Consider the following 22,463-nt stretch of genomic DNA (forward strand, 5'->3'; position numbering starts at 1 on the left):
GCACCCCGCTCTCTGGTACACATCGGTTCATCACATGAACGAGCCGGTTCGTCATTTACATGTCTCAAGTTATTTGTGTTCATTTATATGCTTAAGTCCCTTTTAATCAGTTGTTTTAGCGTAACCCTGCTGAGAAGCCATAACGACGTCAATCCGACGGCCAACATGATCCACATCAGCGGAGAAAGCAATCCCCAAGTTTTGCTCATCTTTATGGCAGACATAAACCCGTTATTTCCGGTCAAATGAATGATGAAAACCAACAAAATGATCAAAGGGACCTGAAAAGCGCTTAGCAGCAAATATTTTTTTCCGCTATGCAGAAATTCCCCGTAAATATAGAATCCTGTAATCAGGAATCCGAATCCGGTACACGTCAGGCCAAAAGCCAGGTACTGATCCAGACGAAAACCCTGGTGATGCAATTGGGTAACATACAACGAGCCATAAAAGAAAATCCCGTTATAGATGAATGCCAGCAAGGACTGCTGCAATCTGGACCACATCACGGCTTGTGCGGAAATCGGCAGCCTGCGATAGTAGATCAGCATCTGGGTATAAGAGTCTTCCTGGATGTAGCGAAAAGATCTTCTGCTGAACAAGAAGCCTTGAAAGGGAAGCATGATCATGAAATATCCGTCAAAGACAACGCTCGGAACTTCCTGTTCCCCGACCAGCATAACCCCTCCCATACCGCCGCAGTAAATCATGAATATGGCACTCCATAACCATTGAAAGCGGTCCTTGCTTTGCTCATTCCTTGTTAACCACCACGCCTGTTTCCATGCGCCCATGCCATATCCTGCCTTTCCTCTCATGTCTGTACACATCAAGCAACCGTTGTGCTTAAGTTCGATCCACTGTGATTACTGTGTATATCAATATACACAGTATACAGACTCATCATTCGCCTCGTCAACCCCTTTTTTTCCTGAATCAGGAATTGGGGTTAGCTTTCTGATATGATAAAATCAACAACACTTCTGATTACGGAAAGGAGGATTCTACCAATGGATGGTTTATTTCAAATCATACCGGTCGTGCTCTTTATCGCCATTGTCATCGCGTTAATCGCATGGAGCTCTTCGCGCAATCAAGCCCGGAGGCGTCGCAGCGACAACGACAGCCGCAACTCGGCGTACAGCGACTCCGGTGCCGGTGCACCCTTCCTATTCGGGGACGATTCGCATCATCGCCATAGCCATCATCATGACCATGCCTCCTCCCACGATTCAGGTCATCATTCCAGCCATGATAGCGGAAGCAGCGGCGGCGGTGATGGCGGTGGAGGCGGCGGCGATTGATGCTGGCTGGATAGTTTCTTCCCGCACCGTACCAAAAAGGGCCGTACGATCTGTGCCTGCAAAGTGCACAAATCTATACCGCCCTTTTTTAACTTCATATAAATGAAAATGCATGTTTGCTACGCTCCCAGTATCGTCTCCCACACGGGACGTGTATGCCCGCCTGGATACAACAGATATAACAGCACATACACGACGACCCCGGTCAACGCGCTGCTAAACCAGATCATGGACGTAAATCGGCCCCAGCGCCGATGGGTACTGAATTTTTTCTTGAATCCCAGCACCAAGGTTGAAATGCCGAACACCGCCGCAACGGTGGCCAGAATGATATGAAAAATCAGAAAAATCCGATAAAACACTTCCATCTCCGGATCGCCGCCCCAGGACGTATTCCCCACAAAAACGGTACGCGACATGTAAATGATAAAAAACAATACTGCGGCAACGGCACCGGCGACCATCATCGATTGGTGTGCCTCCCGCTTGCCCCGTACGATCAGCACCCAACCGATGCCGACCAGCAGGGCGCTGATGACAATCAAAGCCGTACTGATCGTGGGCAACAACAAATACATATCCATCGCAAATCCCCCTTTGCTGCAACATCACTGGCGTTATTTCGCCGCGGAATGAAACGGTTCGCCCGTACCGTCCAAAGAACGCGGGTCGTCATCATCTTCTCGCTTTTCCTTGCGATACCATTGGAAAAACACGTAACCCAGCATGGAGATGAAAATCCCTTCCTGAATAAACTTCATCAAAATGCCGCCTACCTGCTGATCCTCTTGAGCCGAGGACAAGAAATTAAAGAAACCCGGTCCGCCGAATGATCTTAGCAATGCCGACGAATCCGTGGATACGCAATATCGCATCGCCTCTGCCCATACCGAAGGATCGCTATATGTGGCATAGAGCGGTTGCGGCGCAAAAATAATAAGTCCGCAAGCAGGCGTCAACAGCACCATGTTGAGGAAGATGAAGCCCATTTTGGACAACCCTGACGCTTGCCTGCCTTCCGGCAGGGGATTAAGCAGCGTCCACCACATCAGCATGGAAGTTACAAAAAGTGCGATATAGTACAAACGATGTACCGTGAAATTCAACATGACGTAATCGTGAACGACCGGCAAATGGTACATCGAAAACAGGCCGTTGAACACAACTGCGGCCACAATGGGATGAGCCAGAAACGATAATGATTTGGCCGGCATTCGCCTTGCGATTCGCCGCCATATCCAGACCGGCAGCCCTTTCATAAGCAGTGGAGGCGCCACGAGGTAAGACAGCGCCATGCTCACCATATGAAAGCTAAACATGACATGTCCGAGCAAATTGAACGGGCCGGCTTGAGCCAGATACAGCACCGCCAATCCGACCAGAAACAGCAGTTTCTGCGTGCCCGTCGCCGGTTCGGCATCTTTGACACGCTCGCTGAAAGGACCGACGATCACAAGGTAGGCCGCCGCGACAACGAGAAACAGCGCCAACACCAACGGGTTCCAAAGATCACTGAAGCTGAAATACTGCAATCCAAGCATACGGGAATCCTCCCCGTGAACGTTAATGGTTGTTGAGTTGCTACCCCTAGGGGGCATCGCCCGAAAGGGGAAAAGACGGCGCTTGGCGCGCCGCCGTCATTCTTTTTACCACCAGACCCAATAGAGAGCCATGATAATACAAGTAAACGCTACGAAAAAACCAAAGGCCATGAACAGGATGGGCATTAAATGCCCTTTATCCTTCATGTGCATCCAATATCCCAACTGAACGAACACCTGCAGGATGGCCATGACGACCAGCAGAATAATGGTAAAGGTGGCGTTAACTCCGCCTGCCTTCACGGCCGCAAAAGCAATCAGGGTCAAAATAACGGAAAATATGAATACCACGACGTGTTTTTGCGGACCTTCCATGCGGTGACGGTGCTTTGCAGGATGCTGATCCGTTTTATCCTGTGCCGACATGCGCTACCCCACCTTTCCAAGCAAATACACAACCGTAAAGATGAATACCCACACGACGTCGATAAAGTGCCAGTACATGGCCGAGACGTATACTTTGGGAGCGGTGACCACCGTTAATCCTTTTCTGAACAATTGCCCGACCAGAATGCTGATCCATAAAATACCGAAAGCAACGTGGGCACCATGAAAGCCGACCAACGTATAAAATGCCGAACTGAACGCGCTCGTGGTCATGCCGAATTCCTTATGCTTCACGTACTCGTAGAACTCGTAGATTTCCAGTCCCAGAAATCCAAGCCCCAATACAACCGTGATGACAAGCCATAGCGCAAGCTTGTTCCGATCCCCGCGGTGCATGGCCTGGATGGCGAATACGCTGGTCAAACTGCTGACAAGCAGGATGAAGGTCGCCGCCGCCACCAGCGGCAGGTGAAACAGCTCGTTAGCCGTCGGACCGTCGTTGGTCTGGCCGCGCAAGGCCAGGAAGGTGGCAAACAACGTGCCGAACAATACCGTTTCCCCGCCGAGGAACAGCCAGAAACCGATCAGCTTGTTGCGGCCTTCCAGCGTGGCTTTCTCCGGCTCATGGGGCAGGTTTCCGTTTGCTGCCGTTTCGACATGTGCAGTTGTCATAGTGCAGCCCCCTTCCCGTCTTGGTCCTCAGGTTCGATATGCCAGCCATGGTCATCATAGAGCGAGCGCAGCAGCATCGAACCAAAGGTGATCAGAAGACCGATAATGACGACGATGTAATTGTTGAAAAGCCCGTTCATCAACGCATTGCCAAAGTCGTCCTTGCTGAACATGAAGCCCAACCCGGCGATAAAAATGCCTACGGACATGACGAACGGCAGCGGCGTCGCCGACGGCATATGAATAGGTCCTACCGGCTCCGCAGGCGTCATTTCTTTGTGGCCGGCCATCTTTTCCTTCCAAAAGGCATCGATTCCTCGCACAAGCGGAGTTTGCTTGAAATTGTATTCCGGCGGAGGCGAAGGAATGGACCATTCCAGCGTTCGTCCGTCTTCCCACGGATCGGCTGGCGCATTCGCCGGTTTTCTCGTTGTGATGACGATGTTGATCAGGAACAGGATCACCCCGACGCCCATCAGGAATGCCCCGATGGAGCTGACCAGGTTCAACAGGTCGAAATCCTGGTTCGGCAAATACGTAACGATCCTGCGCTGCATGCCCATCAATCCAAGGAAATGCTGTACGAAGAACGTGAGCTGGAAGCCGATCATAAACGTCCAGAACGTCCATTTGCCCAGCGTTTCGCTCAGGATACGCCCGAACATTTTCGGCCACCAGTAATGCAGCCCTGCAAACAGGCCCAGAACCAAGCCGCCCACGATGACGTAGTGGAAATGCGCCACGACGAAGTACGTATCATGGAACTGGAAGTCGGCCGGCGCGGAAGCCAGCATGACACCCGTAACTCCGCCCATGACAAAGGTCGGAACGAACCCGACGGCGAACAGGTTCGCCGCAGTGAAACGAATCTGTCCCCCCCACATCGTAAACAGCCAGTTAAAAATTTTGATCCCGGTCGGCACCGCGATGAGCATCGTCGAGATCGAAAACAGCGCGTTCGCAACCGTCCCCAGCCCCGTCGTAAACATGTGATGCGCCCAGACCATGAAGCCGAGGAACGCAATGAGGATCGTTGCAAACACCATGGAGCTGTATCCGAATAACCGCTTGCGCGAAAAGGTCGGAATCACCTCGGAAATGATGCCGAATGCCGGCAAAATGAGTATGTACACTTCCGGGTGACCGAAAATCCAGAAGATATGCTGCCAGAGCACGGGGTTTCCCCCGCCCGAAACATCGAAAAAGTTGGCTCCGAGAATCCGGTCAAACGTCAACAATACGAGGCCGACCGTAATGGCCGGAAACGCGAACAGGATAATGGCCGACGTGATAAACGTCGTCCAGGCAAACATCGGCATGCGCATGTAAGACATGCCTGGCGCACGCATCGTAATGATGGTCGCGAGAAAGTTAATGCCCCCGATCAACGTACCCAGACCTGCAATTTGCAACCCGATCGTGTAAAAGTCGACCCCGTGCGTCCCGCTGTAGTCGCTGCCGGAGAGAGGCGTATAGGCCGTCCAGCCCGCATCGGGAGCTCCGCCCATGATCCAGCTCAGATTCAGCAGCAGCCCGCCGAAGAGAAACGTCCAAAAGCCAAGTGCATTGATAAACGGAAACGCGACGTCACGCGCTCCGATTTGCAGCGGAATGACTGCATTCATAATGGCAAAAATGATCGGCATGACGCCAAGAAAGATCATCGTTGTTCCATGCATCGTGATCAGTTCGTTAAACACCTGGGCCGATACGAAGTTGTTCATCGGTTTCATCAGCTGAATCCGGATCAGAATGGCTTCGATCCCCCCGATGCCAAAGAACAGCCCGCCGGCAATCAGATAAAGGATGGCGATTTTTTTGTGATCGACGGTGGTAATCCAATCCATTAAACCCGTGTAGCGCTTGACGCTATGAGCATGAGCCAAGGTTCCATACCCCCTCTTTCGTCCCCGCTATTCTATTCATAGTTCAATTTGTAGTTCGCCAAATATTCGGCAATGCCGTCGATCTCTTCGTCCGTCAATCCGAGATCCTTCGGATTCGGCATCGTATTGCCCGGTTTCACGCTTTGAGGATCATGGAGCCATTCCTTCATGTTGTCGAGCACCGGGTTGCCTTCCTCTTGCCCTTCCCGTTTGTTTAGCAGAATCCCTGCTACCGATTCCTTGCCGCCGATTCCGGTGAGATTGGGAGCAACCGGCCCGCCTTGATCGCCCACCGCGTGGCAGGAGAGGCAGTTGGTTTTGAATTTCTCGGCAAGCTGGGCATCTTCGGGGAGCACGGCCGGCGCCTTCATTTCATTGACCCAACGGTCGAAGGATTCCTGGCTTACCGCCTTGACCTTAAACTCCATGAAGGCATGCGATCTGCCGCACAGCTCGGCGCATTTGCCTCGGTATACGCCTTCGTTTGGTGCGGAGAAGCTGAATCTGTTGACGGTTCCATCCGGGTTTGTGTCCATTTTGCCCGCGAGCGACGGCACCCAGAAGGAATGAAGCACGTCTGCGGTTTTTAATTCGAATGCGATTTTTTTCCCGGTCGGGATGATGAGATCCTGTGCAGTGGTGATGTCATATTGAGGGTAAGTGAATTCCCACCAGTATTGATGCGAGGTAACTTGGACTTGAATGGCATTTTTGTCTTTGGAGGCGTCCTCGCCTTGGGCAAAAATGGTTTGGACCGTGGGTACGGCCAAAATAACGACCAGAAGGAGCGGAATGGCTGTCCAAATGACCTCCAGCTTGAAATTGCCTTCTACCTGCTCGGGCACTTCTTGTTGTCCGGACCGCCTGCGGAAACGGATCAGGACGTAAGCGGCAATCGCAAACACAATGATGAGCACAACAATCATAATCGTGATGGAGAGCTTCATCAGATCGAGCTGGCTTTGCGCCACCGGACCCTGAGGTTTCATTACCGACAAGTCTTCCCGCCCGCATGCGGAGAGCAGCAAAGACAACATCGCGATTAACGGGACGATTCTCTTTGCGGCCTGCCACTGTTTCATCATTGATCCACCTCACCTTTGGCATTTTCGCAGATTATGGCGGCATCCTGACAATCTCCAGAAAACGCATCAGGCGGAAGCCACAATCCTGTCCATCTTACGGAAGAACTTGAAAAAATAACGCTTCCATGGCTCCCCCCATTTCCTCCAAAGGGTATGTCTGCGCATTATTCCAAATCATTCTATATGGACAAATCACTTATTAAATATAAGTTGAGGGTATGATTTTGTCAATCTTTGGACACATATTCACACTTTGTTCACATTTATAAAAAGTCCGCACCACCACTCGTTTTGCAAACGATTTCAGTTATAAATTATAACCTTTGACTTTGAAAGTATTTTCCATAATTCGGTGAGGCCATGCTATTTTTCTCAACTTCGATCCTGTTTCAAAAAATGTACTTTTATGCAAAAGGAATTCGCTTTCGCGGACTCCAGTTCCTTCTGCGGCCAAAAGATTTTTCCCCGCCTCCCTGTCCGCTTCACGCCATTTGCAGCATCACCTGCAAAACAGCGTGAAGCTCCGCGACGATCAAAGGTCTGCCTCTAACCTAACTGCCACCTGTCAGCACAAGCGGTCCATCCGCCGTAATGGCCACGGTGTGTTCGTATTGAACGCCGACGCTGCCGTCGGCCGTGCGTACGGTCCAACCGTCGTCATCCCAGATCACGGCTCCCGACGAGCCTTTCGTGAAAATCGGCTCGATCGTGATGACCATTCCCTCGGTAAGCATCATTCCCGTTCTTCGTTTGCCGTAAGGAAGCACGTTCGGCGGTTCGTGTATGTACTGACCGATCCCGTGACCGATGAGCGGTTTCACGATGCCATACCGGTGCAGTCTGGCTACCCGCTCAATGGCATTCCCGATATCCCCGAGCGTTTTGCCCGGTACTGCCTGAGCAATCGCCCGATGCAGCGCCCTTTCCGTACGCTTCATCAATTTGCGCAAAACCCTTCCGGGCTCGCCTACGGCATACGTCCAGGCAGAGTCGGCCAGCCATCCGTCTTTGTTGACCACCATGTCTATGGTGATGACGTCCCCGTCGGCCAGCTCTCGCTCATCCGGAAAGCCGTGGCATACCACATCATTTACGGAAGCACATATCGCATACGGGTATCCTTTATATCCCTTTTGCTCCGGCGTGGCCCCCTGCTTTGCCAGAAATGCCTCGACCCGTTCGTTGATTTCAAGCGTCGTTATTCTCGAAGCCAGCCATCGTTCGATCTGCTCATGGCAGCTCCTCAGAATACGCCCTGCTTCCTGCATATAGCCGATTTCCTCTTTGGTCTTCAATATAGGGTCCACTTGCATTCATCCTTCCTGCCGATGTTGTAATTCCATATATATGCAGAAGACCTGAGGCACAGCCCCTTAAAAGCACACAGGCAATAATCGTGAACGCTACCGCCTGGATCAGCAGCCAAAATGAACGGTGAGCAACAAAAAAAACCGTCTGCCGGAGCCGAGGCCCGGTAGACGGTTCTATTCATATTCGGAACAGTATTCATGGTCGTTCGTTTCAGGATACGGAAGAATCCATTTTGACAAGCTCATGCTCGACCACAGAAGTCAGTTCTTCCTCGTATCCACCCGTAATCCGGTATTTCTTCACATACTCCTTCACGAATTTTTTGGGATCTTTAGGACGGAAAATCCGAGTCATCTCCCTCAAACTTTCTTTGACCTCATTGTGACCTTTCGTTGCCATAGTAATTCCCTCCCAAAACGTTGAAAGTGAATGCTCCGTTTAGGAACGCCGAATAAGTCTTAAATGCCATTCATGAAGTTGTGTACGCGGCTTGAACAAGCTTCTGGTCGGGAACTTTGCGTAGCAAGCACCTGACACATCAATACCCGATATGATTCGGTTCGAATCATGATCTTATTATAGCATATTCGGAAACATCTTTCGAATTGACGATTTCTCCCTAATAAATATAACGGTGTCCATGCCCAAAAAGTTTAATCCGCATTATATTTTTTTAGCGAAATTTTTGAGCTTTTTATTTGCCATTCTCTGCAAAGCATATCACCTGACTGTTCGGGGGATATTATCAAGGACATCATTTTGAGTCAAATTCCCCTTGTTCAAGGAGGTGCCCATTCATGGAACGCAAGGAAAACGATATGCTCCCTCTTTCCCATGAAGAAGTGGAAGTGGATGGCGTTTACGTTAATGAAGCCGGACGCGAGGAACATCTTCATCGCGGACAACATTTTCCCGCCGATCCCGTGCTCGGCAAGAGCGAATGGAAACTGACCGAATTTGCGTTTGACAACCATCATGAAGGCCGAACGGATGAGCGCTTGGTTCCTAAGGAAAACGATACGGACAAAATGGGCAAAATCACGCATCCACGCCGACATTTGGAGCGGGGAGACCGCTAGATTAGAAGACGGCGTGCTATCGAGACAAGCACAACAAATGCTCCAACGGCAAGTGTTGTCTTGCTGACAACAATGAAGGGACATGCTTGCCATGCGCAAAGCAATGTCCCTTTTACCGTACTCCTTTATCCAGTCTCTCGAAGATGGCTTAACAAAATCTTTTGGGAACGCTGTTCAAGATCATGAAACTCGGCTTGAATTTTTTTTACTTGTGCTGCATCAGGCTGATATGAAGGGGCAAAACACCAATGCTCCCTCATGACTTCCAAGCGGTTTTTTGCGGAAGGATGGTTAAACACGTTATGTACTTCTTGCATTTCCTGCAACCGTTCGGCGCGCAACATTTCCTTGTGCGGAATCGTTGCGATGCGTTGTCTGAATTCTTCATACAACTCCTTGCTATACGGATACTTTGCGACTTGAAAAGCTGTGGTAAGAAAGAACTCTTCCATGGTTGCTTTCAGGAGCAGGGACTTCCATGCCTGGCTGCCCGCGATTAGTGAAGCTTCGTAATCTGCAATGTAGATGGAACGCTGCATCTCATCCCTTAAGGTCAGCATCAACAGAATTTGAAAAAGCGCCAGAAAGAAAGCAACGACCTGTCCCAGAATGACAAGCGGAAACAGAAGAATGGCCAAAATGCCGCTATCGCTCTGATCAAGTGCATCCTGCCAAGATTGCAGGAGGTTCATCGCCCGATCCACAAAGGCGTGTTTGGCAGCATTTGGATGTGCCAGCAGGCTCATTTGAAAGCTGATTATCGCTATCTTTTCTTCCGTCGTCAATGCAGCAAGTTGCGGTATGCCGAGCACGAGAATCTTTCTTTTCCCCTTCCAGCTTAAAATATAACTGTTGTAATCCTCGGTTACCCGAATCATGTGCACAGACGGCGCGTTTAATTGTTGCCGTATTTCTTCGATCAGTTGATGAAGTTCGGGATAATCCTCTTTCGTAATAACCCTTCCTGGCAAACGCCTGCGATAAGGCAGCATTACCGCAATCCATAGCAATAAAAGGAGTATTCCCAAAAAACCGAGCCAAGTCGAATTGGTGGCAAAACAAAGAATCGCGAGGCCCAAGATGGCTAACGTCGACGTATGTACAATTAAAGCCAGCATGTACGCATATAATCGATATTTGGTCAATGGAAACTCTCGGGTTACGCTATACTTGAATTCATCGAGCAAGCGACCTGAAAAACGTTCGTCCAATTTCCGGTTTATTGTTCGGAGCCAGCCCGTTTCCCCTTGTTCCTCCTCCTCGGCAATGTTCCAATTGCAATGTTCGCACCAGGCTTTATAGCCCTCATTGACCTCGATGTCTTGCCCGCAGTCCGGACAGACATACCATTCACTGTCATTCAAAATGCATTTCCCTCCAAGCCGCCTAATAGGCATTTATGTTGTAAACCATTGTATAAGCGACTTCAATTGATTTACAGTATCTAGGGAACTACAAACATTTTGCACATTTACGTTAACTCGTTCCAACCTTAATCTATTAGAAAAGCCCTGATTCGGATCATTCCGAACCAGAGCATTGTTTTTCGTATTATCGGTGTCATGCCGCCACTTATTTTAGATGCGCAATCTCTCGCCCTCTTTGGCGAAAACGAAGCGGAGCATCGGGCTGAACATCGGCTGCAGCACCGACATATGCCCCTCGCCCTCGAAAACGTGATGCCGTAGTCGCTGAATGGAGCTTCCCTCGTAAGGAACCAGCCGATCGTAAAATTGTTTCGCATTAGCCAGCAATTTGGTATCTTCTCCCCCTATGCCGATCATCAGCGAGCAGTCCAACCGGCTGTTCCGAAGCCTTGTCTCAAATTCAGGCAGCATGTCAAACAAAACGCGGTCTTTCCACCAGATCGACGGGCTGCCTGCCACGTAATTCTGGAATAAGTGATTCCGCCTCATGAGCGTATACAGCGTAAAAAAACCGCCCAGCGAATGGCCGAACAACGCTTGCTGACGCGTATCCACCGGATACCTGCCCTCGATCTGCGGCATCAATTCAAATTCGATGAAATCCAGAAACGTGTCAGCGCCTCCGTTTACCGGCCATGAAGAACCATCCGGACGCAATCCCTGCTGCCGATCCGGGACCGTCAAATCCCTGAACCTGCGTTCCGCCACGAACGGTCCGTCTTCCGGATAACCGACGGCAACGATCAGGCCGGAGGGCAGCCCTTTCGGATGGCGGGTTTGCAATCGCATCGCGTCGTTCAACGAAGCAAAGTAGGCATTGCCGTCCACCGTATACAAAACCGGATAGCCTTCAGGTGGAGGCGGCTTGAGCGGAAGATGAACGAAAATGCGGTAGAGCATTCCATTGCGCATGGAACGAATGTCCCATGTTTCCGTGCCCGGCAAAGCAGGACTCGCCCCCGTAACGATAGCATCTCCTTTATGGGCAATGCCGCGGCTGATTTCGCTTGGCTTGATGGTAACCTGCCGAACCTTATGACCATACATCCATCCGAGCGCCTCCGGGAACTGGCGTGCCATAAAAACCAGATCATGCGTTGCATCATCCAAAATGTCCAAACGCAAACGATTTGTTTCCTGCAGCTGCCCGCTTAACCGATGATACACTTGCAGTGTGTTTGCCACCGCATTTTGCTGAATATTGCTCTTATATATGCCTTCCCGATTGCCAAGCGAAATGTACATGCGGATTTCCCGGTTTGGCAGCGAATGCTGCTCCACATACTCCAGCATGCCTTCATACCACGTCGATGGCGATAACATGCCAAAGTTGCCGAAGGCATCGGGCCTCCGATATGCGGCATAGAGCGTAATCAATCCCCCGAGCGAATAACCGACCAGCCCCGTCGAGCGGGCATCTTGAACCGTGCGGAACAGGCGGTCGATCTCGGGTTTGATCACATCCGCCAGTTCATTGACGTAGTTTGCCCCCAAACCTCCAAACGGTTCTTTCCCTTCGGTCGCGGCATGCGCTGGCCAGGGAGTATATTCGTCATTGCGTGCTTCGCTATCCACGCCAACAACGATCACCTCTGCCAGCAAACCTTCACGGAACAACCTGTACATGTAGTTCAACGTGCTCATCATCAGCTTGGCCCCGTCGTGAAGGTACACAACGGGATACTGCCTTCCGGACAAGGCATACGAAGGAGGCAGAAAAACAGTGAGCTTGCGTCCCTCCACCTCCAGCTGCTGCATTTCAATCATCATTTTACCTCCGTGAACGTGACCACATCAGCCACACAAAATAAGGGACGCCGACAATGGACAGCACAACGCCGACGGGCAATTCGGACGGGGAAAATACCGTCCTGCCAACGTAGTCGCTGATCAGCACCAGCGCTGCGCCCAATAAACCGCTGATCGGAAGTGATCTGCGGTGTGCGTGTCCTGTAAGCCGCATCGCCATATGAGGGGCGATCAGCCCGACGAACCCGATGCTGCCTGCCACGGCTACGCCAGCCGTCACTACGCCCACGCTGGCAAACAGCAGCAAGTTCCGTTCCCGCTGTACGGACATTCCGAGTCCGATCAGATTGTCGTCGCCCAGCCGCAGCAGATCAAGCACCTGCGTTTTGCAGAACAGGTACGGCAGCAGCACAACCATCCAAGGCAGAATGGAGACGATGAAAATCCAGTTGGCGGAATTCAAGCTTCCCGCAAGCCACATTGCCGCCCGCTCGAAATCGTGCGGATTCATCTTCAGGGAAATGTACAGCGTCACCGCCGAAAATCCCGTCGTCACCGCGATCCCGACCAAAATGAGCTTCTGCGGCTCAAGATGTCCCTTGTTTCGCGCCAGCATGAATATCGTCAGCGCCGCAAGCACGCCACCCGCGACGCCGAATAGAGGCATGAGCATGACCGCCAACCGTCCGGTCGACGGAATCAAGTCCTGGAAGACAAACATGAACAGGATGACGAACATGCCCGCGCCCGCATGGATGCCCAAAATGCCCGGGTCTGCCAGCGGGTTGCGCGTCAGGCTCTGCACGACGGCCCCGGACATGCCCAGAGCTGCCCCAAGCAATGCGCCGAGTACGATGCGAGGCAGGCGGAACTGGAATATGACGATATCATAGTCCGACTGTCCTTGATTGCCAAATAAGGTACCTAACACGTCGCCGATGGAAAGCTTCATCTCGCCGGTCATCAGTCCGAGAAGAAACATGCCCGCAATGGCGGCCAAGGTACAACCGATCACGGCAGCATAACCGGCCGTCGTTTTCTTTGCATTTCTCACGATGCCACCTCCTTCTTCCTGCGGCGAATCAGATACAGAAAGAAAGGAACGCCAAAGATCGCCAGCACGACCCCGATCGGCATCTCAAACGGATAATTCATGAAGCGGGACAAAATGTCGCACAGTCCCAGAAACAATGCACCGAGCGCACCGGATAGAGGAATGACCCGCCGGTAGTCGTTGCCGATGATCATTCTCGCCACATGGGGAATGATCAGGCCGACAAAAGCGATTTTGCCGGCAATAGCCACCGCGATGCCGGTCAACAAAGCCACTGCCAGCATCGAAATGCCTTTGATCAGCCGCACCCGCTGCCCAAGCGCGGCCGAAACCTCTTCTCCCAGCGCGAGCACGGAGATGTATCGGGACAAAAGCAGTACGAGAATGATGCCTGCCAAGGCGTATGGCCAAACCATTTCCAGCTCTCCAAGTTCCATTTGATACAATCTGGCGTTGTACCAGAAACTGATTTTTTGCGGGATATGATAATACATGGCTAATGCATCCGATACACCGTTCAAGAACATGCCTGTAATGATCCCCAATATAGCCAGCGTGACGGGCGAGCTGCCTCGTGGAATGAGCGCAGCCATGCCAAATACAAGCGCAACTCCGAGCGCCGATCCGGCCATCGATACCAGGATCAGCCCCGAGCCGCCAACGTTTGGAACCAAAATCATGCATAGCGTAACGGCAAACACCGAACCGTCCGACACTCCGAGCAGGGATGGCGAAGCCAGGTCATTACGGGTTACTCCCTGCATGACGGCCCCCGACATGGCCAGCATCAAGCCGACCAGCAGTGCACCCGCTGCCCGCGGAATGCGTGAATGCAGAATGATCTGGTGGTCCACGTTGCCTGAATCGTAGTATATCAGCGCATTCCAAACGTCATCCGGAGCAATATCCTTGGCGCCATAAAGTACCGAACAAGTTACGATCAGCAGCGCCGCTGCCGGAGACAGAACAAGCAGGAGCGCAAGCCGCCTGTTTTTGCGGGAGCCCGAATCGTGATGTTCCATGGTTTTGGTAGTTAACATTGAATCATACCCATACCCCTGACATTATGGTTGAACTTTTTCCATGAAAGCTTTCAAGAACTGGATTTTGCTGTATGCGGTCCCCCCTTGTGCCAATGGGTCCACAATATTTACGTACACCTGCTTTTCCTTGACGGCATTGACGCTTTGGAAAATCGGATTGCTCTCGATCTCCTTAAGCGCGGCCGTATTATCCGGATTCTCGTCCTCCGAGAACTGGATGAACAGCACGTCCGGGTTGATGGCAGCGAACTGTTCCATGGACAGCAGTTCTTGTTTTTCCGCAGCCGCAACGGCATCAGGCACCGTCAGTCCAAGCTCGCCATAGAGGAGCGTGTTGAAGTACAGGTCGGGTCCATAAATATAAATGCCGCCGTCACGGATACGAACCAGCACGACCTTTTTATCCTTGAGCGTTTCGTTCACGGTCAGTTTGGCTTGTTTCAGATCGGATTTGTAGGTTTGGATCAGCTCTGCGGCCTTGTCCTGTTTGCCGCTCAACTCGCCGAGCAGCATCAAGTTCGCTTCCCAGTTGGTTGCAACGTGGGAATACGGAATGGTGGTCTGAATCTGTTTCAGCTTGTCCAATACCGCTGCCTCGAATTTGGTGCTTCCCAGAATGACCTGTGGTTTCAAGGAGAGGATTTTCTCGAAGTTCGGAGTGATTTTCTCACCGATCGACTCCGCTTGATCCGTGATGGAAGCGAACATGTCCGGGAATTTGCCTCCGGAAGTAATGGCCCCTACCGGATGGATGTCGAGAAGAATGGAATCCTCCATCGCTTCAAGCGCACCCGTAATGACATATCGGTCGATCTGGGCAGGCACCTCATAGTCCGTTCCAAGGTAATTTACCGTTCGTGTGCCGCTCTCCGCCGTCGCCGATGCAGTCTCGCCCGATGCCGCATTCTCGGTTGTTTTCGTCTGTGCGGCCTGCCCTGCCGACTGGGCCTCGCCGCTTGTATTGTTCTGTCCTCCGCAAGCTGCCAACATGCCAAGCATGATGGTGGACAGCAGAAGTATCGTTGCTTTTTTCATCTGGTTGACCCCTCCGCTAATATTGATAATCATTATCATTTATTATGAGCGGTTTGCGATGTCTTCTCCATAGACTGCAGGAGGATTCGGCATGGATTTTTTTCCGGCAGACTTCAAATGGTTAAACAAATCCAGACGTGCCCGGTCCAAACCTATCGGAGAATACTCGCGCCACGGATTGGAGGACAGCATGAATACCCGATCCTGACGAACCACTTGCAGTGCCCGCCATTCGGGCGACCGGCTGAGCGCTTGCCACTGCTCCAGCGTTTTCGAGTCCTGCCGAATCATCAACGCCACGTAGTCCACGTCTTCTGCCTGCAGCTGCTCCCATGTGACCGGCGACCACTCGTCGCCATCTCTCGGAGTACACCGCGGGCGCCGGATTCCGAGATCGTTATACACGTAATCGAGCGTGCCCGCCGAGTCAAATCCAAGCAGTCGGCCTCGGATCATGCGCACAAATAAAATGGAGGGGGCCGCCTTTCGCCCATGAAGGCTGGATATCGCGCGACTTGTCTTTTGGCTTCGGATCTCGAACTCCCGAGTCCACTGCAATGCCTCTTCCTCCAGGCCCAAAATGGTGCCAAGCTGAATCAACCCCTGTTTCCAACTGCCCGGCCCTTCCGGAGGAAGTTTGAACACCGGAGCGATATCCCTCAATGTTTCATACTCCGTCCCGGTAACATAATCCGGACATACGATAAGCTCCGGCGCAGCCTCCGCGATCTGCTTGATGTTCGGGTGTGCTGCCGAATCACTTGAACCATATTCCAGATGGTAGGGGATGTCGTCCCCGTATCTCTCCAAATAGTAGTTCGTCCATTTGGGATGAAGCGGGGCCAAGTAAGGCAGCTGTTCCAGCGCGAGCAATGTTCCTAATGTGGAGGCACATGCATAAGCGGCGATTTTGTGCTTGCGTTTGCCGATATAGCTTGAGGGGGAAACGCCGAATTCTTTTTTGAACAACCGGCTGAAATAAAACTCGTCCTGGTACCCCACCTCGTGGGCGACATCCTTCAGCTTTCGGCCGGGTCGGAGCATCAGGCGTTTGGCTTTGGCGAGACGCAATTCCGTGATATATTCGCGAGCGCTTTTTCCATATCGTTTCTTGAATTGTTCCGCAAAGTGTTTAGGGCTTAGTCCGGCCAGCTCGGCCAATTTACCTGAGTTCAGCGGTTCTTCCGGATGCTCATCCATGTAATGTTTGACCCGTTCGACGCCGCTGGCCTGCATGGATGAACCGGAGGAGCACGCCGAAGCGGCATCGATCACCAACCCCATGACCTGAAGCTGGGCCCGCAGCTGCTGGATCGGATCTCCCGAGCGAAGCATTGCGCACACGGATCTGCAGCAATCTCCCGCCGCCCCGGGAACAGGATGCGCTGCTTCGTCAGGCAGCAGTGCGGAGATATGCTGCGAAGCCGATTCGAGCATTCCGGGCCGGCTCGTTGACGGCTGGTAGAGTTCCACTCGCAGAATGGCGACGAGCGACGGCTCGCCTTTTCCGATGAATTCAAAGGTCGTGCCCGGATAACAGGTGTAGACCGTGTCCATCTTCATCAACGTGCTGCGGTTTTTTTTCTTTAAATGGCAATGGCCTTCGAGCAGAATGATCAATGTCGTTTGGGTAGCCATCATTTGGGTCAAATGCCCGGCATGTCCAACGGTCGCCAATTCGGCATGATGCAGATAAATCGTCCTTTCCGGCGCTGGTGCAGGGTATGCCGACGATCCGGTTCGCGATAATTCCATTTCATACACTCCTGATCTATGGTTATAAACGATGATAGAAACCACAAATTTGCGGCTTAGATAGATTCGTATAGTTCTTGTTGATTGAGAATCATTATCATTATAAATGAAAATCAACGCTTTATGTACATTCCCTTGCCATTTCCAGCACAAAAAAGAACAGCGCTGCAACCAAGGCTGCAACCTGTCCTTCTTCATCGTTGTTCGATTCGAACTTAACGCTGCTTAATTCCTGTTCTCGCTTTGCCATCGGCCGTTCAACATGTCCAGCAGCTCCACCATGATGCGCTGTCTGCCCAGCGGCGTCCAGCTCATCGCAAACCAGTTCGGAATCTCATATACGCGGCCGAGCCGTACAGCCTCCATGCCGGACCAGGCGGGCGTACGCATCAGATCCTGATAACGTTCGCTGCTTCCAGCCAATACATGATGCTGATGAATAAACACATGCTCCGCTTCCAGAATGGCAATCTCCTCCGGCTGCATCTCCAGCCGCCACAGCTCCTCCGATGCCGGTGCGCCGTGATTCAAGGCCAGTTCGCCATAAATCAATTCGTTCAACGGATGACCCGCCCGGCCCTGAATGCCGATCGCCCGGTGATTGACCTGCATCAGCATCAGCCGTTCGTCTCCCAACATGCCGCGCAGCTTCTGCCCGGTCGTTTCGCTTTGCACATACAGCCTTGTCAGCATCTCGGACGCTTCCCGTTCCCGATGGACAAGTTCGGCGATTTGCTCAAAGTTCCTCTTCCAATCCCACACTTCAAAGTCAAGGAATACCGGAGAAGCCGACTTTTTGAACTCGTCCCGGAACTCGGCATGATAATCGTCGGCGATGATCAGATCCGGACTGGACTGCTGCAACAGCGCAAGCTGGTCCTTCACGTGATTCGCATGCTGTTCTTCGCTCTGCCCGGGGTAACGAAACAAATCTGCAACGCATACCGGTTCGATGCCCAGTGATTTGAGGTGGTCTTCCAGGCTCAAGGAGGATGCCACCGCTACCTTCAGCATGCCTCGCTTCATGTACTGGGTGGGCGAAACGCCGACGGTTCGCTGAAACATGCGGCTAAAGTAAAACTCGCTTCGAAACCCGACTTCTGCTGCCACTTCTTTCACGCGACTGTCCTTGGCGCTAAGCAGTACTTTGGCCTCGGCCATGCGCACATTGCTTAAATACTCGATCGGTGGCATGCCGGTTTCTCGGCGAAACAGCCGGGAAAAGGCTGCTGCCGACATGCCGCCGGCCGCCTCGGCCAGCTGTTCGATGCTGATTTTATCGGGATAGTTCCGCTTCATGTACAGGATGCTCCGCTCGATCCGTTCATCCATGGCCTTGGCCGACGGTACAGGCCCTTGTTGGGCAAGGTCATGAATCAGCTGCTCCAACAGCATCCTTCCTTGAAAGGAATGGCGGATGGATTCTTTTTTGCCCAATTGGTACAGCTGTACCATGGCCTGCAGGATGGATTGCGGCTGATGAACCGGCAGCATGCCGGGTGACAGCGCTCCTGCCAATGGCGAGGCAGTCCGTGCCTCGTAAGCTCCTTGCTTTTTCGTTAAACGGATCGGATCGAACCAAATACCGTAATACTCAAACGTGCTTGCTTGCTCTGGAATATCGACGATCATGCCCGGAACGAGCAGGTACAGCTGGAATGGCCGCACCTTTTGCAAGGCTCCGTCCAGCACGATGACGCCCTCGCCTTCGATAATGAAGCATAATATGTATGCGGGAATCCTTAACTTTCCGGCCCCGCTGCGTTTAGGAAATCTGCGTTTGCGTACGGAAGACAAAAGATAGATCTGCTGGGCTTCGTTGGAAAGAGATGACATGGAACGGATGCACCCGCCTTTCGTCAGACTGCATTCTTTTCCTTCATTATATAGCCCTGCGGCCCAGCAGCAAATAAATCATATACGGCGCGCCGACAAGTGCGGTAATTAGCCCCGCCGGAATTTCGTAAGGAGCGAACCATTGCCGCCCGGTCAGGTCGGCCAGCATGACGATAAGCCCACCAATCAGTGCGGCAACGGGCAATCGCACCAGGCTTCGGCTGCCGATGATGCTTCTCGCCATATGGGGCGCCATCAATCCCACGAACCCGATGGTGCCCGCCATCGAAACCGCAGCTCCCGCCAAACCAACGCTGATCAGAATGAACAGCATTTTCATCGGTTCCACCCGAACGCCAAGACCGGCCGTAGATTGCACGTCCAGCAAGAACGAATCCAGCACGCCTGCCTTCCATAATAATAGTAGAAACAGGATCAGTACCCAAGGAAGCAGCGGCCAGAAATGATCCCATGTTCGCCCGTACAGGCTGCCTGCCATCCATACGGAAGCTTGGGATACCCGAAAGATTTTGCCCAACGTTAACAGATAGGTAATCAGTGCCCCAGCCATCGCGGAGATCCCGATGCCAATCAGCAGCATGCGCGAGATCAAAGCCGCCTCCCCTTTTCGCCACGACAGACCATAAATGACCGAAGCCGCAAGCAGTGCTCCACTGAACGCAATCCATGGCATCGCCCGCATCGGGAAAGCAGGCACCAGTACCATAACGGCAACCACGGCCGCAGCCGCCCCAGCGTTTAATCCGATTATACCCGGCGAAGCCAGCGGATTGCGGGTAATGACTTGCAGCACTACGCCCGCGAGGGCTAGCCCGCAGCCGACCAGAAAGCCGGTTAGCACACGCGGCAGCCTGAGCTGGAAGATCGTGAAATGATACTCCGGGTCACCCGCTCCAATCAGGCTGCGCAGCACTTCCATCGGCGGGATCGAGCGCTCGCCCAACATGACATTTAGCACCAGCACGCCTGCATTCAGAAACAATAAGCCCATCAGGATTAACGATGCACGTTTGCGAATATGCGCGGGGATCATGAACGTCTCTCCTTTCTTTGGGCAAGGTAAATCAGAAATGGAGCCCCGAAAAAGGCCGTTACCACGCCGACCGGAATTTCCTGACCCGGCAGTACGAATCTTGCGCCAATATCCGCCGCGAGCAAAAGAAGCGCCCCCAGCAGGGCCGAAAACGGCACAATCCAGCGATAGTCCTCACCGGCCAGCATCCGTGCAATATGCGGCACGGCGAGGCCGATGAACCCGATGGGCCCGGCGATGGCGACCGCACTGCCTGCGAGCAGTACCACCACTGCAATACAGCCCACGCGAATCAGCAGCATTCGTTGCCCAAGGCTTTGCGCTACTTCTTCGCCAAGTCCGAAAATATTCAGCTGCCTGCTAAGCATGGCCGCGCCAACCCATCCGATGCCGATATACGGTATCAATTGAACCAGCAAACCCATATCTCTTCCGGTCAATGCTCCGGCGAGCCAGAAGCGCATCGTATCCAGGGATTGCTCGTTCATGATCAGAATGCCTTGCGTCAGCGACGCAAACAGCAGATTCAACGTTGAACCGGCCAATACCAGCCTGATCGGCGACATGGCCCCTTTGCCTGCAGAACTGAGCAGAAATACCAGCAAACCTGCCACCGCTGCACCTAGCAGCGATGACCACGCAAACATTTGCAGCGAAGTCGTACCCAGCCAGAACGATGCGATCACTGCGGTCAGTGCCGCACCGTAATTAATGCCGAACAACTCCGGACCGGCAAGCGCATTGCGGCTCACCGCCTGCATCATGCATCCGGCCACGGCCAGCGAAGACCCAACCAGCACCGCGATGACCGCTCGCGGCAGACGCACGCTGCGGATGATCAAATGCTCGCGCGAACCGTCGAATGAAAAGAACGCATCCATAACGGAACGCAGCGGGACCTTCACGATGCCAAACATAATGCTGCCCAGAAATGCGAGAGACACCATAACCAGCAGCAGGGCCAATCCCGTCGCTCGTAATCCTGTATTCATCCTCATTGTTAAATCCACCTCTTGCCCCACATAGCTGATCTATTTCTAAGGTAACGATATGATTAAAGATCCGAGTTTCTTCTATATAAAACGGAATCAATGACAGCAGCCTGTTGATGCAGAAAAATTGGATCGTCACGTTGACGACCCAATTCGAGCGCATGCTATAAAAATCCTTCATTATAGACGTCATTCTGCGGCTTCATTACACCGGCACCGGACAAACCTTATGATGGATTCGCCACATATTGGTTCAGATCGTCCAGCACTTTGTTCACGGCTTGGATCCCCAGCCCGCTGAGCCAGTATTCCCAATCGACCGGATGCACAGCCTTGCTTTGGACCCCTTTCAACGTGGCCCACAGCGGGCTTTTTTCCAACTTGGCGAAGGCATCCTGCTCCCGATTGAACCAGAAAATGATGTCCCCGTCGAGATCGGCAATCTGTTCTTCGGTGACGTCCTTCGAAAAGCCTGCCTCCTGCTGGGCCGCCGGGCGAACAATTCCGGCATCCTCCATGATCGTTCCTGCAAACGTTTCTTTCAGGTAAATCTGGATTTTGTCCTCACGCGGACGGATCAGCGATACTTCCTTGGCATCCTGTCCGGCCAATGCGGATTTCAATTCAGCAGCGCGCTGCTCGTAACCTTCCAGCAGTTTTTGGCCTTCGTCCTGTTTGTTTACCGCCTCCGCATGAAGCTTCAGGTTTTCTTTCCAGGTCACTCCAAGCGTTTCAACGAAAACGGTTGGCGCAATTTGTTTCAACTGATCGTGAATGGCGTCATGCGTATCTTTGTTGCCGATGATCAGGTCCGGTTTCAAAGCATCGATGGCTTCCAGATTCGGCTCGTTGACGGAACCGATGTTTTCGATGCCGTCCGTTCCTTGCAAATAAGCCGGGTACGGCTCGCCCGGTGCCAGGATCGATGGCGCTCCTACAGGTTTCACGCCCAGTTGCAGCAAATTATCCAGTGCACCGATGTCCAACACGACGACGCGGCTGGCATCGGCCGGAACATCTACTTCACCGTACGCATCCGTGATCGTGCGTGTGTCGACTGCGTTTGCAGCTTGTTCCTCCTGCTTGGTGTCGGTTGTTCCCGTTTCGACTGCCGAGTTCGTTGCAGCACCCGACCCGGCATTCCCGCAACCTGCCAGTACCAACATCAATATCGCTAACAAGGCCCATTGTCCCCAAGATAACTTGCCTTTGTTTTGTCTCTTTACCTGCATTGCCATATGACCCCCAATTCT

21 protein-coding genes are annotated in these 22,463 nt (G+C 52.4%); 2 read left to right on the plus strand and 19 right to left on the minus strand.

What is annotated here, in order from left to right:
• Nucleotides 1–83: 83 nt before the first annotated feature.
• Nucleotides 84–794, minus strand: a complete 711-nt coding sequence (locus tag RSX24_RS28460) for a hypothetical protein (protein ID WP_339275915.1) — start codon at nucleotides 792–794, stop codon at nucleotides 84–86.
• Between the two features lie 216 nt (nucleotides 795–1,010).
• Here RSX24_RS28460 and RSX24_RS28465 point away from each other — a divergent pair, with 216 nt between their 5' ends.
• Nucleotides 1,011–1,304 carry a hypothetical protein gene (locus RSX24_RS28465; protein ID WP_343262464.1) on the plus strand — a complete coding sequence of 98 codons (294 nt, stop codon included), beginning with the start codon at nucleotides 1,011–1,013 and terminating at the stop codon, nucleotides 1,302–1,304.
• Nucleotides 1,305–1,423: 119 nt separating this feature from the next.
• Here the strand turns inward: RSX24_RS28465 and RSX24_RS28470 are convergent, their stop codons facing one another.
• The 8 genes from RSX24_RS28470 to RSX24_RS28505 all read right to left on the minus strand — a co-directional run bounded on the left by RSX24_RS28470 (nucleotide 1,424) and on the right by RSX24_RS28505 (nucleotide 8,585).
• Complete coding sequence (locus RSX24_RS28470) at nucleotides 1,424–1,888, minus strand: DUF420 domain-containing protein (RefSeq protein WP_236417464.1); 465 nt, start codon at nucleotides 1,886–1,888, stop codon at nucleotides 1,424–1,426.
• 33 nt (nucleotides 1,889–1,921) lie between these two features.
• The gene (gene ctaG / locus RSX24_RS28475; RefSeq protein WP_236417466.1) at nucleotides 1,922–2,845 is read right to left on the minus strand and encodes a cytochrome c oxidase assembly factor CtaG; all 924 of its coding nucleotides are present in this window, start codon (nucleotides 2,843–2,845) and stop codon (nucleotides 1,922–1,924) included.
• 105 nt (nucleotides 2,846–2,950) lie between these two features.
• The gene (locus RSX24_RS28480) at nucleotides 2,951–3,271 is read right to left on the minus strand and encodes a cytochrome C oxidase subunit IV family protein (RefSeq protein ID WP_236417468.1); all 321 of its coding nucleotides are present in this window, start codon (nucleotides 3,269–3,271) and stop codon (nucleotides 2,951–2,953) included.
• A 3-nt stretch (nucleotides 3,272–3,274) separates the two neighbouring features.
• Nucleotides 3,275–3,904: a cytochrome (ubi)quinol oxidase subunit III gene (locus RSX24_RS28485; protein ID WP_343262465.1), complete on the minus strand. Its 630-nt coding sequence runs from the start codon at nucleotides 3,902–3,904 to the stop codon at nucleotides 3,275–3,277.
• Nucleotides 3,901–5,751, minus strand: coding sequence for a cytochrome c oxidase subunit I (gene ctaD, locus RSX24_RS28490; RefSeq protein WP_438286903.1), 1,851 nt, complete (start codon nucleotides 5,749–5,751; stop codon nucleotides 3,901–3,903). The genes RSX24_RS28485 and ctaD overlap by 4 nt, the downstream gene beginning before the upstream one ends.
• 71 nt (nucleotides 5,752–5,822) lie before the next feature.
• Entirely contained in the window at nucleotides 5,823–6,875 is a 1,053-nt protein-coding gene (gene coxB / locus RSX24_RS28495) for a cytochrome c oxidase subunit II (RefSeq protein WP_236417471.1), read from the minus strand.
• Between the two features lie 551 nt (nucleotides 6,876–7,426).
• Nucleotides 7,427–8,188 (minus strand): type I methionyl aminopeptidase, encoded by a 762-nt coding sequence (map, locus tag RSX24_RS28500; RefSeq protein ID WP_236417472.1) that lies wholly within the window; start codon nucleotides 8,186–8,188, stop codon nucleotides 7,427–7,429.
• 208 nt (nucleotides 8,189–8,396) lie between these two features.
• Nucleotides 8,397–8,585: a hypothetical protein gene (locus RSX24_RS28505; protein WP_236417473.1), complete on the minus strand. Its 189-nt coding sequence runs from the start codon at nucleotides 8,583–8,585 to the stop codon at nucleotides 8,397–8,399.
• A gap of 398 nt (nucleotides 8,586–8,983) precedes the next feature.
• Between RSX24_RS28505 and RSX24_RS28510 the strand changes: the two genes are divergently transcribed.
• Nucleotides 8,984–9,265 (plus strand): transposase, encoded by a 282-nt coding sequence (locus RSX24_RS28510; protein WP_236417474.1) that lies wholly within the window; start codon nucleotides 8,984–8,986, stop codon nucleotides 9,263–9,265.
• A gap of 125 nt (nucleotides 9,266–9,390) precedes the next feature.
• Here the strand turns inward: RSX24_RS28510 and RSX24_RS28515 are convergent, their stop codons facing one another.
• The 10 genes from RSX24_RS28515 to RSX24_RS28560 form a co-directional block, all read right to left on the minus strand.
• Nucleotides 9,391–10,629, minus strand: coding sequence for a M48 family metallopeptidase (locus RSX24_RS28515; protein WP_343262466.1), 1,239 nt, complete (start codon nucleotides 10,627–10,629; stop codon nucleotides 9,391–9,393).
• Nucleotides 10,630–10,842: 213 nt separating this feature from the next.
• Nucleotides 10,843–12,459, minus strand: a complete 1,617-nt coding sequence (locus RSX24_RS28520; protein WP_343262467.1) for an alpha/beta hydrolase — start codon at nucleotides 12,457–12,459, stop codon at nucleotides 10,843–10,845.
• A 4-nt stretch (nucleotides 12,460–12,463) separates the two neighbouring features.
• Nucleotides 12,464–13,495 carry a FecCD family ABC transporter permease gene (locus RSX24_RS28525; protein ID WP_343262468.1) on the minus strand — a complete coding sequence of 344 codons (1,032 nt, stop codon included), beginning with the start codon at nucleotides 13,493–13,495 and terminating at the stop codon, nucleotides 12,464–12,466.
• Nucleotides 13,492–14,535, minus strand: coding sequence for a FecCD family ABC transporter permease (locus RSX24_RS28530; protein ID WP_236417480.1), 1,044 nt, complete (start codon nucleotides 14,533–14,535; stop codon nucleotides 13,492–13,494). Before RSX24_RS28530 ends, RSX24_RS28525 begins: the two co-directional genes overlap by 4 nt.
• A 24-nt stretch (nucleotides 14,536–14,559) precedes the next feature.
• Nucleotides 14,560–15,573, minus strand: a complete 1,014-nt coding sequence (locus RSX24_RS28535) for an ABC transporter substrate-binding protein (protein ID WP_343262469.1) — start codon at nucleotides 15,571–15,573, stop codon at nucleotides 14,560–14,562.
• Nucleotides 15,574–15,615: 42 nt separating this feature from the next.
• Nucleotides 15,616–17,328 carry a helix-turn-helix domain-containing protein gene (locus tag RSX24_RS28540; protein ID WP_343262470.1) on the minus strand — a complete coding sequence of 571 codons (1,713 nt, stop codon included), beginning with the start codon at nucleotides 17,326–17,328 and terminating at the stop codon, nucleotides 15,616–15,618.
• A gap of 225 nt (nucleotides 17,329–17,553) precedes the next feature.
• Nucleotides 17,554–19,164 carry a helix-turn-helix domain-containing protein gene (locus RSX24_RS28545; protein ID WP_343262471.1) on the minus strand — a complete coding sequence of 537 codons (1,611 nt, stop codon included), beginning with the start codon at nucleotides 19,162–19,164 and terminating at the stop codon, nucleotides 17,554–17,556.
• A gap of 46 nt (nucleotides 19,165–19,210) precedes the next feature.
• Nucleotides 19,211–20,218 carry a FecCD family ABC transporter permease gene (locus RSX24_RS28550; protein ID WP_343262472.1) on the minus strand — a complete coding sequence of 336 codons (1,008 nt, stop codon included), beginning with the start codon at nucleotides 20,216–20,218 and terminating at the stop codon, nucleotides 19,211–19,213.
• Nucleotides 20,215–21,216, minus strand: coding sequence for a FecCD family ABC transporter permease (locus RSX24_RS28555; RefSeq protein WP_343262473.1), 1,002 nt, complete (start codon nucleotides 21,214–21,216; stop codon nucleotides 20,215–20,217). Before RSX24_RS28555 ends, RSX24_RS28550 begins: the two co-directional genes overlap by 4 nt.
• Nucleotides 21,217–21,437: 221 nt before the next feature.
• Nucleotides 21,438–22,448, minus strand: coding sequence for an ABC transporter substrate-binding protein (locus tag RSX24_RS28560; protein ID WP_343262474.1), 1,011 nt, complete (start codon nucleotides 22,446–22,448; stop codon nucleotides 21,438–21,440).
• Between the last annotated feature and the right edge of the window lie 15 nt (nucleotides 22,449–22,463).

This window comes from Paenibacillus hubeiensis, assembly GCF_032334105.1.
In the GTDB taxonomy this organism is placed as follows: Bacteria; Bacillota; Bacilli; order Paenibacillales; family Paenibacillaceae; genus Paenibacillus; species Paenibacillus hubeiensis.

Bases quoted from the DNA above. Each gene is read 5' to 3' on its own strand.
- RSX24_RS28460 (WP_339275915.1), bottom strand. From the start codon at position 794: ATGGGCGCATGGAAACAGGCGTGGTGGTTAACAAGGAATGAGCAAAGC.
- RSX24_RS28485 (WP_343262465.1), bottom strand. From the start codon at position 3,904: ATGACAACTGCACATGTCGAAACGGCAGCAAACGGAAACCTGCCCCAT.
- RSX24_RS28510 (WP_236417474.1), top strand. From the start codon at position 8,984: ATGGAACGCAAGGAAAACGATATGCTCCCTCTTTCCCATGAAGAAGTG.
- ctaG (WP_236417466.1), bottom strand. From the start codon at position 2,845: ATGCTTGGATTGCAGTATTTCAGCTTCAGTGATCTTTGGAACCCGTTG.
- ctaD (WP_438286903.1), bottom strand. From the start codon at position 5,751: ATGGATTGGATTACCACCGTCGATCACAAAAAAATCGCCATCCTTTAT.
- RSX24_RS28545 (WP_343262471.1), bottom strand. From the start codon at position 19,164: ATGTCATCTCTTTCCAACGAAGCCCAGCAGATCTATCTTTTGTCTTCC.
- RSX24_RS28535 (WP_343262469.1), bottom strand. From the start codon at position 15,573: ATGAAAAAAGCAACGATACTTCTGCTGTCCACCATCATGCTTGGCATG.
- RSX24_RS28550 (WP_343262472.1), bottom strand. From the start codon at position 20,218: ATGATCCCCGCGCATATTCGCAAACGTGCATCGTTAATCCTGATGGGC.
- RSX24_RS28530 (WP_236417480.1), bottom strand. From the start codon at position 14,535: ATGTTAACTACCAAAACCATGGAACATCACGATTCGGGCTCCCGCAAA.
- RSX24_RS28465 (WP_343262464.1), top strand. From the start codon at position 1,011: ATGGATGGTTTATTTCAAATCATACCGGTCGTGCTCTTTATCGCCATT.
- RSX24_RS28560 (WP_343262474.1), bottom strand. From the start codon at position 22,448: ATGGCAATGCAGGTAAAGAGACAAAACAAAGGCAAGTTATCTTGGGGA.
- coxB (WP_236417471.1), bottom strand. From the start codon at position 6,875: ATGATGAAACAGTGGCAGGCCGCAAAGAGAATCGTCCCGTTAATCGCG.
- RSX24_RS28505 (WP_236417473.1), bottom strand. From the start codon at position 8,585: ATGGCAACGAAAGGTCACAATGAGGTCAAAGAAAGTTTGAGGGAGATG.
- RSX24_RS28470 (WP_236417464.1), bottom strand. From the start codon at position 1,888: ATGGATATGTATTTGTTGTTGCCCACGATCAGTACGGCTTTGATTGTC.
- map (WP_236417472.1), bottom strand. From the start codon at position 8,188: ATGCAAGTGGACCCTATATTGAAGACCAAAGAGGAAATCGGCTATATG.
- RSX24_RS28555 (WP_343262473.1), bottom strand. From the start codon at position 21,216: ATGAGGATGAATACAGGATTACGAGCGACGGGATTGGCCCTGCTGCTG.
- RSX24_RS28540 (WP_343262470.1), bottom strand. From the start codon at position 17,328: ATGGAATTATCGCGAACCGGATCGTCGGCATACCCTGCACCAGCGCCG.
- RSX24_RS28480 (WP_236417468.1), bottom strand. From the start codon at position 3,271: ATGTCGGCACAGGATAAAACGGATCAGCATCCTGCAAAGCACCGTCAC.
- RSX24_RS28520 (WP_343262467.1), bottom strand. From the start codon at position 12,459: ATGATTGAAATGCAGCAGCTGGAGGTGGAGGGACGCAAGCTCACTGTT.